The following is a 13,839-nucleotide window of genomic DNA, read 5'->3' on the forward strand; positions in this document are numbered from 1 at the left end:
CGCTTTACTTAGGAAAAGGCACTCGAATGGCACCTTCCATGATCACTCGGGCACTACGACTCATAATTGCCCGTTCTATTTTCCAACCGCTTTCCGTCTGAATAGCTTTAGCACCCACTTTTAAGGTTCCTGATGGATGACCAAAGGTCACAAAATCTCGGGAACCCTCACCGACTGCCAAGTTCACTAACGTACCTAGCACACTCGCAGCTGAAGCAATGGCGACCGCTGTCGTACCCATCATGGCGTGATGCAGTTGCCCCATAGACAAAGCACGCACCAGAAGGTCAGTATCTTCGACAGCAACCGATTTACCACTTGAGGCTTGGTACGCTTGAGGCTTAGCAACAAACGCGACTTTAGGTGTATGTTGACGTGATTCAGCTTGTTCTAAAGAATCAATAAGACCCATCGCTACTGCACCATGTGCTCGTATGGATTCAAACAGAGCCAAGGCTTTAGTATCACTATTGATATCTGATTGAAGTTCAGTGCCTTGGTAACCAACCGATTCAGCATCAACAAAAATGGTGGGTATCCCAGCATTAATGTATGTCGCTTTGATGCAACCCAGATCGGGAACATCTAAAAAATCGACAACATTCCCTGTTGGGAACATAGAGCCACTCGCATCGGCGGGGTCTAGGAAATCAACTTGGATCTCAGCGGCGGGGAAAGTCACACCGTCGAGTTCAAAATCACCTAACTCTTGAACTTCGCCACCAGCGATAGGTACATGAACAATAATGGTTTTCTCTATGTTCACTTGCCATACTCGCACCTCGACCACACCGTTTTCTGGAATACGATTCGAATCGACCAGTCCACTATGAATTGCAAATGGGCCTACGGCAGCAGACAGATTGCCGCAGTTACCGCTCCAATCAACGAACGGCTTGTCTATTGCTACTTGGCCGAATAGGTAATCAACATCGTGATCGGCTTTACTGCTTTTCGAAACAATCACGGTTTTGCTGGTGCTGGATGTTGCGCTACCCATGCCATCGGTTTGTTTGCCATAAGGATCTGGACTACCAATCACGCGCAGAAGTAATGCGTCTCGAGCTTCTCCGGCAACTTGCGCAGCTTCAGGTAAGTCACTTAAGTTGAAAAAGACACCTTTGCTTGTTCCGCCCCGCATATAGGTAGCAGGTACTTTTATCTGTTTGATGTTCATAACTAGCTCCTAATTTGCAAGAAAGTCTTTGGCGAAACGTTGCAACACTCCACCAGCGCTATAAACATTCACTTCGTCTGCCGTGTCTAGTCGGCAGGTCACAGGAACATCAAGCTTTTCACCGTTTTTACGAGTGATGACTAGAGCCAAATCAGAACCTGCTTCAATGTCACCGTACACGTCGTAAAGCTCGGTGCCGTCCAGTTCTAAGGTGTTGCGATTGGTCCCCGCTTTGAATTGCAAAGGCAGTACACCCATGCCAACCAAGTTGGTTCTGTGAATTCGTTCAAACCCTTCTGCCACAATCACTTCAACACCCGCTAAACGCACACCTTTGGCAGCCCAATCACGTGATGAACCTTGTCCATAATCGGCACCAGCAACCACTATCAAGGGTTGTTTACGGTTCATGTAAGTTTCTATCGCTTCCCACATTCGCGTAACTTGACCTTCGGGTTCAACCCTTGCTAATGAACCTTGCACGACTTCTCCAGCGTCCCTCACCATTTCGTTAAACAGCTTAGGGTTGGCGAAGGTTGCTCGTTGCGCGGTTAAGTGATCACCTCGATGGGTCGCGTAAGAGTTAAAGTCCTCTTCCGGCACTTCCATTTTGGTGAGGTATTCCCCCGCTGCGCTCGAAGCGAGAATCGCATTTGAAGGGGATAAGTGATCCGTAGTAATGTTGTCACCCAGAATCGCTAAAGGTCTCATACCAGATAGGTTTCGTTCTCCCGCAAGAGCTCCTTCCCAATAAGGTGGTCTGCGAATATAGGTACTTTGAGGTCGCCAGTCATAAAGCGGTTCAGTCGTTACCTGTTCTTCGTCTGGCTGGAACATTTTCACGTAGATTTGTTGGAATTGCTGAGGCTTAACATGCTCACCGACAACCGCATCAATTTCTGCATCACTTGGCCACAAATCACTTAGATAGATTGGTTTACCATTGTTGTCTGTACCTAGGCTGTCTTTTTCGATATCAAAGCGAATCGTACCCGCTAAAGCGTAAGCAACCACCAATGGCGGTGACGCTAAAAACGCTTGTTTAGCATAAGGATGAATTCGACCATCGAAATTTCGATTCCCAGATAACACAGCGGTTGAGTACAGGTCGCGGTCGGTGATCTCTTGTTGGATTTTAGGATCTAACGCCCCGCTCATCCCGTTACAGGTCGTACACGCATAACCGACGATACCAAAACCTAATTGTTCCAGCTCAGGAAGCAAACCTGCTGACTCGAGATAGAGCTTGGCAACTTTAGAACCCGGCGCAAATGACGTTTTCACCCACGGCTTACGAACTAATCCAAGCTGATTGGCTTTCTTAGCCACCAATGCTGCGGCGACTACGTTTCTTGGATTACTGGTGTTTGTACAAGAAGTAATTGCAGCAATAATCACAGCACCATCGGGCATTTGTTCATCGCTATATTTCGCCGAATGTTGTTCTTTCCACGATGACTGGCTAATGCCTTGTTTGGCAAGTTCACTGGTTGGTAAACGACGATGGGGATTGGATGGCCCTGCAAGGTTGCGCTCAACTTTAGACAAATCAAACTCAAGCACACGTTCGTATTGAGCGGAATCTAAATCATCAGCCCAAAGTCCGGTTTGCTTGGCATAGCGTTCGACTAGTTCAACTTGCTCAGGCTCACGACCTGTCAGCTTTAGGTATTGAATGGTCTGTTCATCGATGTAGAACATACCCGCTGTCGCACCATATTCTGGTGTCATGTTAGATATTGTTGCCCGGTCACCAATGGTCAGTGCACGTGCGCCTTCGCCAAAGAATTCCAAGTAGCTTGAGACAACCCTTTCATTGCGAAGAAACTCTGTAATCGCAAGCACGATATCCGTTGCGGTTATCCCTTCTTGTCGTTGACCCGTCAGTTTAACGCCCACGATGTCTGGCAAACGCATCATCGACGGACGACCGAGCATCACAGTCTCAGCTTCCAAGCCACCTACACCTATTGCAATAACACCCAGAGCATCAACATGAGGAGTATGACTGTCGGTGCCGACACAGGTATCAGGAAACGCGATTCCTTCTTTAGATTGAATCACTGGAGACATTTTCTCCAAGTTAATCTGGTGCATAATTCCATTACCCGCAGGAATCACACTCACGTTTTTAAACGCGGTTTTACACCATTCAATAAAATGAAAACGATCTTCGTTTCTGCGTTCTTCAATCGCACGGTTTTTATCAAAGGCTTCACTATCAAAGCCTGCATGTTCCACGGCTAAAGAGTGATCAACAATCAGTTGGGTTTCGACAACGGGGTTCACCTTGGCAGGGTCTCCGCCTTGGTCGGCAATCGCGTCTCTTAATCCAGCCAAATCTACTAGGGCTGTTTGACCAAGAATGTCATGACACACCACACGCGCAGGATACCAAGGGAAATCAAGGTCACTCTTGCGTTCAATGATCTGTTTTAAGCTGTCTTCAAGGGTTTCAGGATCACAGCGTCTTACTAATTGCTCTGCCAATACTCTCGACGTATAAGGCAAGGTTTTATAACTGCCCGGAGATATCGCTTCTACCGCTTCGCAAGCATCGTAATATTCTAAATGAGTTCCGGGTAAAAGTTTTCGGTACTGATTTTTATCAAGGTACTGAGCTTGTTCAAGTTTCACATCAGACATACATCCACCATTATCTGTTAAATTCTATTCGTTGGTTCTTGAGGCCTTGTCGTATGAAGACGGAAGTCACCTCAAGACATAAGTCGGCTCGTTATAGAGGGCTAACGTAGATGAATAGGTAACCATTCTTGATGCTCTGGCCCGGTGTAGTCTGCACTTGGACGAATGATGCGATTGTTTTCTCTTTGTTCGAACACATGCGCCGTCCAACCTGTAAGGCGGCTCATCACAAAGATCGGAGTAAACAATTTGGTTGGAATATCCATAAAGTGATAAGCAGAAGCATGGAAAAAATCGGCATTACAGAACAGCCCTTTTTCTCGCTTCATTACCGCTTCAACACGTTCAGATACAGCATAAAGCTGTTTATCGCCCACCTCTTGAGCTAGCTCTTTTGACCAACGCTTGATTAGAGCATTTCGTGGGTCGCTCTCACGATAAATGGCATGACCGAAGCCCATAATTTTGTCTTTGTTAGCGAGCATATTCATGATGTTCGCTTCCGCTTCATCAACGATTTGCCAATCTTGGATCATTTCCATCGCCGCTTCATTTGCGCCACCGTGTAATGGGCCTCTTAACGTGCCAATCGCTGCGGTAACACAAGAATGAATGTCAGATAAAGTTGATGCGCAAACTCGAGCCGCAAAGGTTGAAGCATTAAACTCATGTTCCGCGTAAAGGGTTAGCGAGCAGTGCATCACCTTCTTATGAAGTTCACTAGGTGTTTTATCCGTTAGCATTTTCAAGAAGTAGCCACCCAGACAGGCTTCACTTTGATCTTCAGTATCAATTCGCACGCCATCATGGCTAAAGCGGTACCAATAACAAATAATGGCAGGGAAAAGCGCGAGCATTCGTTCAGTCGCAGGCAGTTGCTCGGAGAAGTCAGACTCTTGCTCTAGATTACCTAGCATTGAACAGCCCGTTCTCATCACATCCATTGGATGAGCGTCTGCTGGGATAAGCTCTAGTGCTGCTTTCAAAGGTTGAGGCAAGCCGCGCAGACCAACCAACAATATTTTGTAATCATCGAGCTCTTTTTCAGTGGGTAAGTGACCCCTTAGTAGCAGATGCGCCACTTCTTCGAACTGAGCATGATTAGCAAGGTCGGTAATATCGTAACCACGATAAGTTAAACCCGTTCCTGACTGGCCTACGGTACATAGCGCGGTGGTTCCCGCACTTTGGCCACGTAGACCAGCACCACCGATTGCAGGTGCGCTGGCTATTTTTTCGCTTTGTTGTTGGTTTTCTGTTGAAGCCTTTTCGACAGCTGCTTTATCACTCAAAGATACAGACATGGTGAACTCCTTTTCTGTGTTAGCCGCCTGCACTCTTTGGTGCTGCCTGGTTATATGTCCGATGATCTTTATCATCGGTACTGGATATGGCGACTAACCATTTCACGTTATTGGATTAAGTTGATTTTTGATTAATTGAAACTGGTTTACCCTTCACTTGAAAACAACTGATCAAGCTTGTTCTCGTAGTCGTGGTAATTCAGGTGTTCGTAAAGCTCTTTACGGGTTTGCATTGAATCCAACAGAGCTTCTTGATTGCCTTCAACTAACAAGTGCTTGTAAACACTCTCCGCCGCTTTGTTCATCGCACGGAACGCACTCAATGGATAAAGCACCATGTCGACACTTGATTGGGCTAACTCGTTACAGTTGTAGAGTGGCGTTTGGCCAAACTCAGTGATGTTCGCAAGAATAGGCACGTGCTTACCCGTTGCTGATTTCAACGCCGCCGAGAACTTCACGTATTGATCGAGTTGATTCATCGCTTCAGGGAAGATCATGTCTGCGCCCGCTTCAACACAAGCTATCGCTCGCTCAATCGCGCTATCAATACCTTCAACCGCCAATGCATCGGTACGCGCCATAATCACAAAGCTCTCATCGGTTCTAGCATCGGTTGCCGCTTTGACTCTATCGACCATCTCTTGCTGGCTTACAATCGCTTTATTTGGTCGATGACCACAACGTTTCTGAGCGACTTGGTCTTCCATGTGAATTGCAGCTGCGCCTGCCTTCTCCATCGCTCGAATGGTACGTGCGATATTGAATGCGCCACCAAATCCCGTATCGATATCCACCAGCAATGGCAAATCACACGCATTGGTAATACGTTCAACATCCACCAACACATCGTTCAATGTGGTAATACCTAAATCAGGTAAACCATAAGACGCATTGGCGATACCTCCACCCGACAAATAGATCGCCTGATGCCCCAAGTTCTTTGCCATCATCGCGCAATACGGATTCACCGTACCGACGATCTGCAATGGGTCGTTGTCTTGCACAGCTTGTCGGAACTTTGCTCCTGCTGATAACTTCATAATGACGCTCCCTGTTAATTGTTTATTTCTAGCTAATCTTTAAGATTTATACCTTTGGTTATCGCCAGCACTGATCCGCTGACAGATTCCAATGGTCGCTTAATCAAGATCTTTGGATTGAATTTGTTGTTCTATTAGCAATCGACTGCCCGAGATGTGTCGTCGCATTAGCATTTCTGCTAGCTCTTCATCGCGATTACGAATCGCTTGTAGGATGTATTTGTGTTCATCGAGCGCCTCTTTTGGTCGAGACTGAGCCCTAGGCGATTGATAGCGGTACATGCGTAATAGGTGATAAAGCTCGTCACACAACAACGAAATGAGTTTGCTGTTACGACTCGCTTTAATAATGCGGTAATGGAAATCGAAATCCCCATGTTGATGAAAGTAAGAAGAACCCTCAACTTCATCGATGTGCTTTGAGTGTGTCGACAATAATCCTTCAAGCCCGATAAGCGCTTCTTGTGTGATATGTCGCGCTGCTAAGCGCGCCGCCATGCCTTCCAATGCCTCTCGCACCGCGTAAAGCTCTAGCAGTTTGTCTGCCGAAAAAGTAATAACTCGAGCGCCGACATGAGGAATTCGCTCAATCAGGCCAAGCCCTTCGATACGCATTATCGCTTCACGTAATGGACCTCGACTTACCTCGAAGCGTTTAGCCAGTTCAGGCTCCGAGATCTTACTGCCCGGTGGTAATTCACCGTTAACAATCGCCTCAACGAGATACTCTGTCAGATTTTCCGACTTGGTGTTTTCTTTGTCACTGATACGTGTTTTCGTGTTTGCACTTAAGGTGAGATCTTTTATCGCAGTATTCATATTCACGCTGCTCACTTCTGATTGCCGACCCTAACTGTCAACAATTTCATAACATGAACATAAAATACACGATCAAATTGTCGACAATCAAGTAGATTGTCGACAATTTAGACTAAGGTAGTACTTTTATTAATCGGTAGAGAAGTAGTAAAACGAAGCCATAAAAGAAAATAAATAGATGTTATTCATTAAGTTAAATCGTGAGCAAGCTTCAAACCCTTACCCACCTCAAATTTTCTCGAAAACAATGTGTCGACAACTGACAGTCAACTTTCAGAGATAGTATTCATTTCTACTCATCAGCGATTTAGACCAAAAAAAAGAGAAGCAATGATCGCCTCTCTTTATTATTCACAAGATTAACACTCTCAAAATTGGTTAATCACGAGACATCAACATAGTGCTTGCCAATAAAGACATTCCTATTAGCACTACCCCTAAGTTACCAATCTCACCAGCAAGCCCTAATCCCCCACCAATTAAACAGTAATACAACAACCCTAGAACCGCCCCTGCTGTGCCAACTTGCTGTTTATAATTGACCAACGCCGTACTAAATATATTAGGACTTGCCATACCAAACCCTACAACCACAGCAGCCATTCCTAAAAGAAACCAAAGGCTGTCTTGGTAAAAGTACACCTGAACAGCCCCAACAAAGCTGATTAACACCGCGATCTGAATGAGTCTTTGGGAACCCCATTCTTTTACTAGCAATCGTTTATTCATCGAGCTTCCTAAAACAGATGCTGCCGCTAATATCACGCCACTGTAACCAAATTCAATGGAACTTAAGCCAAACTGGCTGAACATAAATGGCGCTAAAGAATAATAGCTAAACATCATGACATTAAAGCAAGCCACAAGAATCGCACTTTTCCAAATATCTCTATCTTTTACCATTACCGTGAAAATACCAATAAAGCTGACTGTTTTAGTATCAGCAGGTTTCGTTTCGGGTAAGGAAAAGGCCGATACGATCAGCAATATAAAAGCCATGACAAGCAGTAAACTGAACACCACTAAGTGTCCAAAATATTCAGCAATCAATCCTCCTGACATTAAACCAACAACAGGGCTGATTGAGACTGCAACAATTGCTAGCGAAAACACTTTCCCTAGCTCTTTGCCTTCATAGCTATCTCGCAATATTGTTTGACCAATAACTGAGCCTACCGCCGCCCCAAAAGCTGAAACAACCCGCGCAATCATGACCATATCAAATTGAGTTGCCGTGATAGCTAAAAGGCAACCAACGCCATAAGTAAACAAACCACACAACATCGCTTTTCTTCGGCCAATAAGATCAGAAACTCGTCCCCAAAAAACAACACCCATAGCAAAAGAAATAAAGTAAATCGACAAGGTTTGACTAGCGCTTGCCATCGATACACCAAAATAATCAACTAAGTGCGGCAATACTGGGCTGTAGATAGTTTCAACAATTTGGGGGAACATCAGCAGAACGATGATCAGTCCCATATGGGGTTTTTTATTCATATTATTCTCTTCTAAAACTGGAATAAGAGAAGTATATGAATTTCATTTATGTTCAAATATCAACAGTAGAACAACAAATATCAAAATAAGGACAAATAATGTTAATCGATGACAACACACCTTTTTATGTTGATGGAATGCCCTATCCCTTTGTCGGCATTGCCGCCCAAGTCGGCAGGCACGATTCTGGTATGCATACACACAACCGTGCACAATTGTTATTTGCACCACATGGTTGCATCAGTATTACCCTCGACGGAATGCATTGTGTGTTGCCGCCCACCAAAGTTGCGTGGATACCCGCAGGAATTGAGCATTGTGCAACCATGACCAATGTCGTGGCCTATCGTTCGCTTTATTTTGATCCTCTTCACATTAAAAACTTGCCTGAAGAGTTAAGTATTCTTAACGTCACACCACTACTAAAGGAGTTGATCGAACGAATGGCTTTTTGGGATTGGGATAAACCTAGTGAAGAGCAACAAAACACATTGGCGTTGTGTTGCGAAGAACTTTCTTACGCAGAAAGGAACGAGCTAACGCTACCTTTACCCAAAGATAAACGATTAGCGTTGTGGTTAGAAAAAGTAAAACTAGGAACACAGTTACCTCAACCACTCAATGAAATGGCCAAGCATATTGGAGCAAGCAGCAAGACCGTTAGCCGATTATTCATCAAAGAAACGGGGATGCCTTACCAAGCTTGGCGTCAACAATGGAGGCTGTTAAGTGCCATTGAGCAATTGTCAGAAAAAAAGAGTGTCTCTGTGGTTGCCCACGAGTTAGAGTTCTCCAGTGACAGTGCGTTTATTCATTTCTTTAAGCAACACACCGGAGAAACCCCAACTCACTACATGAAGTGAGGTCAACAGCCATTCATGCTTTCTGGCAAAGTTAAGCAGCGACGCCTTCAACTACATATTTTGATAGGTCTATATGATCGATCTGTTCCGGTTTTAAATACGTTTCGGCATAACGGATATGTGTCCCGCTAGTTAGGAACAACCTAAACAGTTCTATATCGAGATGCTCGTCCAACGCCATTTTGTACATGATATCGACAGCAACACTAATCGGCTTCGCTTTCTTATACGGCCTATCCGCAGCGGTTAATGCCTCAAAAATATCGGAGATCACCAGAATACGTTCTGGAATTGAAAGATCGTCGCCAGTCAACTTCCTTGGATATCCTGTGCCTTTGAGTGTTTCGTGGTGCGTCGAAGCATAGCGAGGAACACGGCTTAGCTCTTTTGGGAATGGCAGATTCTCAAGCATCTTAATCGTGCCAAGCATATGCTCATTTATCTTGAATCGGTCTTCAGCAGTTAACGTACCACGTGCAATGCTCAGATTGTAGACTTCGCCTAAGTTGTATAGATGCTCCGGCACATCCATTTTGATTTGATGTTTCGGGTCAAACTCTAACGGCCTATCTCTTTTCACTATATGTTCAGGCTTATCACTTAACAGCAGCTCTGTCGCTGGAAAAATTGAACTCGATTCTCGATTCAAGGCTTCTATCGGTGATAGACCAAGTTGATCATCAAAGTTACGCATCCAAGTCGTCTCAGCTATCGAACGAATACGAGCAACTTTGTCGTCACTCATGAACTCACCACCAACGTTTGATATCGCGATAAAGGCAAAGTCATCTTGTAGCTGCTGTTTCGTTGCCGCAAGCTCATCGGCTATCAGTTGCGTTGATAGCGTACCTTCAAGTTGTTTTCTCAAAGCAGTGATTTCCGCATCACGCCAAAGTACTTCAAAACGAGTTCTCACCTCGTGGATTCGGTTGTAGTTCGCTTCTAGCTTCGTACCTTTATCGACGATGTGTTCCGGTGTCGTGATCTTGCCACAATCATGAAGCCAAGCCGCAATTCTAAACTCACGGCGTTCGTCATCATTTTTAAACTCAAAGTCTTTGAAGTGCTCAGATTGTGATTGTTCAGCCGCGTCAGCCAACATCAAGCCGAGTTCTGGTACACGATTACAATGCCCTGCCGTATAAGCGGACTTATCATCGATCGCTTGAGCAATGAGCTTGATAAACGACTCAACAAACGCCTCTTGCATCTGTTCATGTCGTTTAATCTCCATAGCCATATCTTTTACGGCAACAGATAATTCCCACACTTCTTTGATTCGAGTATCAAGAATTGTCACGTTGTCATAATCACGCAGCTTAACCTTATGAGTCTCTTCCTCTAATTGGCGAATTGGATGCACTATCGGCGCACCAAAAGCCCAAGCAATAGGCAACGTCAAACTCATCAGTAACACCGTTACACCAACAGAGGTTGCTAGACGTTTATTGACTGTACTGAAGACTTCGGATTCGGGAATCAATACCGCAAAATACTCAGAGTAGTGTTCGCCCGTGTCTATTTTCTTTAAATAGAGATGTTTGATCTCGCCATTCAACTCTACCCTTACCATACTGCCTTCAACCGTTGCTTCCTTAGTCAAATCATAAAGTTCAGTATAAGGAACCGTCGTATTCGTATTAAAGCCGGTATCATGCAGCCACTTTTTCGCTAAGGCATCAAGTTGTTCACCACTTAACTTGCTGATAGCTTGATCAATGATTGGAAGCAATTGTTTATGCTTGCTCTGCAGCACCAAATGGAATTGGTTTGAATAGTTCTGTTTTAGATCTTCTAGAGTCCCATTGACAACAAGGCCTGGCTGGAAAAACCTATCTAATGCAAACGAGAGTACGGGTTCTGCTTCTAAGAAAGCAAAGTTCTCTTCGCTTTCAATTGAATTAAATGCAGACTCTAGGTTTTCAAATTCAACTAAATCAATGTTCGGAAAATCCTCTCTCAACTTAGGAATAATTGACCACCCAGATAAAATGGCAACTTTTTTACCCTCAAGCTCGGCATAATTAGTGACAACCTTCGCGCCGACCCTTGTCACGATAGAAAATGGCAATTCATAAATTGGAGTCGTGTATAGGCCATCTATGCCATTATTTTTATAATTTTGAACCGATTGCAAGCCATCAATACTTCCTTCTTGAAACTTACTGACAAGCTCGCCCCAAGAGAAACCGTTAACAAATTCAAACTTGATCCCTGTCATCTCACCAATCATTTTAAGAAGGTCTATCGCATAGCCGTTTGGTTTTCCCGCCACTGAAAAGTCCATCGGCCCCCAATCATTTTGATTAGACACTAACAGCGGAGGGGTATCGTTAACCAAGGCTTGCTGCTCAGACGATAGCATCAATGTTGGTACATCAAACTCCGATTCCTGATTGTTAACCTTGAGGTTAGACGCAATAATATTACCCGATTTCGAATATAAGAAAGACTCCACCTTACTGTCTTCTGCTAAGCCAAGCGCCGCACTTGATAGTTTGCTAGCCAAAGAAGACAACACAATATCAATACCAATCACATGTTGAACTTCAGATTCTATTTTTGAATCAAACGCTAAAGAATAAGTTTGCCCGGTAATTTGTAAATGCTGGAAAAGATATGGCTGAGTTTTTTCGACCGACTGAACATTAGCAGAAACATACCAAGGCCTGGTCGTTGGAAGGTAGTTGCTCTGCTCCGTAGTTGAGTTTCTTAGCGTAAACTCTTGGTCAAAATATTTCGTCGTACGGACGCGCTCCTCCCCTATATTATGAATCTCAACCACAACCCAACGGTCCGTTTGTTGTGCACCGATTTTTTCTCTAACGACAGGGGCAGATTCTAGATTAATAATTTGGAAGAAGTTTTCATTAGACGAGCCAATGTAAATACTATAAAAGAGAGGGTTATCTTTAATTGCTTCTGAAAGAATAGTACGTGACTCTTCTTTAGATATTTTGTTACTTATAGAACGTTTCACTGAAGAAAGTAAACGCGCGGTATTGGCTGCGTCAGAATCAACCGCGCCGATATAGTTACTCAGCTCTTGGGACACCATCGTCAACTTTGATAGGGTATTCTCAGTCGCCATTTTTTTACTGAAGTAATATTGCAGTGAAACCGCAACAACAGCGGTAAGAAATGTCGCGAGTAAAAACATTCCTCCAACAGTAAATCGTAACGAAATTTTTTTGTCTGTCATTATTCGATCCTTGAATAACCACTAGCTCAGAAATGTAACGTGCCAGCTATAATCATATTATTACAGTAGCACTGCACACCTAGCAACATATTATTCTATATATTAAAGAGCGCCTCTCCATATCACTCTTTGTGTCGCAATAAGTACCCTCTTTAATGATACACAGCAGTATAAAGCGACCAGCAGTCAAAAAATTGTTCACATAAACTCAAGAAAAACCTAGTTATTATTGCTGGAAGAGGGCTTTGTTGCGTAATTAAATTTATAGATAGAGCTACCCCATTTCGTGTGTTTCTTAGTCAATACGACAAGTTTCAGGCATACCTAACCCAGTAAGCTTGTTCAACGCTTTTATCATCGCGTAAGTCTCACCCACCTGCGCATTGTAATGTCTTAAGCTCAATCGTCCTCCTAGTAACTGTTTAACTCGATACATCGCTGTTTCTGATAGTGAACGTCTGTGGTACCCATACCGCTCTTTCCAATACTTATTTGAGCCGTATAACTTCTGGCAACCCACGGCGAGGTTTCGAGGATGACCACGCTCCCAGAAGGCTGCCCCTTCTCTTGGGGGAATAAGCGCAATGGCTCCCTTACTCTTAATAGCAGCATGACACAATCTCGTGTCGTAAGCTCCATCACCAGACACCTCAAGGATACTTCGGCGTGTTTGTTTCAGTAAGTTCGGGAGGACTTCTCCATCTGTAACCGTCGATAAACTTAGCTCGGCTGCGATAATTTCATGAGTGCTTGTATCAACGGCAATATGCAGCTTTCGCCAAACTCTACGCTTGCCATCTGTCCCGTGTTTTTTGACTTTCCATTCACCTTCGCCATAAACCTTTAGGCCAGTTGCATCAATGGCCAGGTGCTGTATTGCTCCTCTCGCTTTAGTCTTAAATGAGACCTCAACTTGCTTTGCTCTACGACTGATGCAGGTGTAATGCGGACAACTTAATGGAACATGGGCAAGCCTAAATATTGAGTCGATAAACCCTTGCAGAGCTCTCAGTGGCATAGAAAAAACTCGTTTCACCATGAGCGCTGTCGTGATAGCTAAATCGCTGAACCGACGTGGCCTCCCGCGCTTACTCTGTTTGCTTTGCGCCCACCCGTTTATTGCCTCTTCATCAATCCAAAAGGTCAGAGAGCCACGGTTAATAAGTGATTGGTTGTATTGCTTCCAGTTGGTTGTTTTGTAACGAGGTTTAGGCATAGAGCTACGAGAAGGAGTGAACGTAGCTGATCAGATCGTAGGCTCTTGATTTAGTTCCATTGAATTACG

The 13,839-nt window shown here is 44.4% G+C and carries 9 protein-coding genes; 1 reads left to right on the forward strand and 8 read right to left on the reverse strand.

The window, feature by feature from the left end; genetic code table 11:
• Positions 1 to 4: 4 nt before the first annotated feature.
• The 6 genes from prpF to AC3CHU_RS08870 all read right to left on the reverse strand — a co-directional run bounded on the left by prpF (position 5) and on the right by AC3CHU_RS08870 (position 8,489).
• Positions 5 to 1,177, reverse strand: a complete 1,173-nt coding sequence (gene prpF, locus AC3CHU_RS08845) for a 2-methylaconitate cis-trans isomerase PrpF (protein ID WP_488524383.1) — start codon at positions 1,175 to 1,177, stop codon at positions 5 to 7.
• 9 nt (positions 1,178 to 1,186) lie between these two features.
• Positions 1,187 to 3,823: a Fe/S-dependent 2-methylisocitrate dehydratase AcnD gene (acnD, locus tag AC3CHU_RS08850; RefSeq protein WP_488524384.1), complete on the reverse strand. Its 2,637-nt coding sequence runs from the start codon at positions 3,821 to 3,823 to the stop codon at positions 1,187 to 1,189.
• Positions 3,824 to 3,924: 101 nt separating this feature from the next.
• Complete coding sequence (gene prpC / locus AC3CHU_RS08855; protein ID WP_488524385.1) at positions 3,925 to 5,127, reverse strand: bifunctional 2-methylcitrate synthase/citrate synthase; 1,203 nt, start codon at positions 5,125 to 5,127, stop codon at positions 3,925 to 3,927.
• 146 nt (positions 5,128 to 5,273) lie between these two features.
• Positions 5,274 to 6,170, reverse strand: a complete 897-nt coding sequence (prpB, locus tag AC3CHU_RS08860) for a methylisocitrate lyase (protein ID WP_171313462.1) — start codon at positions 6,168 to 6,170, stop codon at positions 5,274 to 5,276.
• A 99-nt stretch (positions 6,171 to 6,269) separates the two neighbouring features.
• Complete coding sequence (locus AC3CHU_RS08865) at positions 6,270 to 6,989, reverse strand: GntR family transcriptional regulator (protein WP_446603579.1); 720 nt, start codon at positions 6,987 to 6,989, stop codon at positions 6,270 to 6,272.
• Between the two features lie 378 nt (positions 6,990 to 7,367).
• Positions 7,368 to 8,489, reverse strand: a complete 1,122-nt coding sequence (locus AC3CHU_RS08870) for a multidrug effflux MFS transporter (protein ID WP_488524386.1) — start codon at positions 8,487 to 8,489, stop codon at positions 7,368 to 7,370.
• Between the two features lie 98 nt (positions 8,490 to 8,587).
• On the opposite strand from AC3CHU_RS08870, the gene AC3CHU_RS08875 reads away from it, so the two are divergent.
• Positions 8,588 to 9,352: an AraC family transcriptional regulator gene (locus AC3CHU_RS08875; RefSeq protein ID WP_065204714.1), complete on the forward strand. Its 765-nt coding sequence runs from the start codon at positions 8,588 to 8,590 to the stop codon at positions 9,350 to 9,352.
• A gap of 31 nt (positions 9,353 to 9,383) precedes the next feature.
• Here the strand turns inward: AC3CHU_RS08875 and AC3CHU_RS08880 are convergent, their stop codons facing one another.
• Positions 9,384 to 12,554, reverse strand: coding sequence for an HD domain-containing phosphohydrolase (locus AC3CHU_RS08880; protein WP_488524387.1), 3,171 nt, complete (start codon positions 12,552 to 12,554; stop codon positions 9,384 to 9,386).
• Positions 12,555 to 12,849: 295 nt separating this feature from the next.
• Positions 12,850 to 13,770 (reverse strand): IS5 family transposase, encoded by a 921-nt coding sequence (locus AC3CHU_RS08885; protein WP_488524388.1) that lies wholly within the window; start codon positions 13,768 to 13,770, stop codon positions 12,850 to 12,852.
• Positions 13,771 to 13,839: the final 69 nt, after the last annotated feature.

It is taken from the genome of Vibrio sp. QJM3NY_39 (assembly GCF_057785895.1).

Excerpts from the sequence above, each read along its gene's own strand:
- acnD (WP_488524384.1), bottom strand. The coding sequence starts at position 3,823 with ATGTCTGATGTGAAACTTGAACAAGCTCAGTACCTTGATAAAAATCAG.
- AC3CHU_RS08870 (WP_488524386.1), bottom strand. The coding sequence starts at position 8,489 with ATGAATAAAAAACCCCATATGGGACTGATCATCGTTCTGCTGATGTTC.
- AC3CHU_RS08875 (WP_065204714.1), top strand. The coding sequence starts at position 8,588 with ATGTTAATCGATGACAACACACCTTTTTATGTTGATGGAATGCCCTAT.
- AC3CHU_RS08865 (WP_446603579.1), bottom strand. The coding sequence starts at position 6,989 with ATGAATACTGCGATAAAAGATCTCACCTTAAGTGCAAACACGAAAACA.
- AC3CHU_RS08880 (WP_488524387.1), bottom strand. The coding sequence starts at position 12,554 with ATGACAGACAAAAAAATTTCGTTACGATTTACTGTTGGAGGAATGTTT.
- prpB (WP_171313462.1), bottom strand. The coding sequence starts at position 6,170 with ATGAAGTTATCAGCAGGAGCAAAGTTCCGACAAGCTGTGCAAGACAAC.
- prpF (WP_488524383.1), bottom strand. The coding sequence starts at position 1,177 with ATGAACATCAAACAGATAAAAGTACCTGCTACCTATATGCGGGGCGGA.
- AC3CHU_RS08885 (WP_488524388.1), bottom strand. The coding sequence starts at position 13,770 with ATGCCTAAACCTCGTTACAAAACAACCAACTGGAAGCAATACAACCAA.
- prpC (WP_488524385.1), bottom strand. The coding sequence starts at position 5,127 with ATGTCTGTATCTTTGAGTGATAAAGCAGCTGTCGAAAAGGCTTCAACA.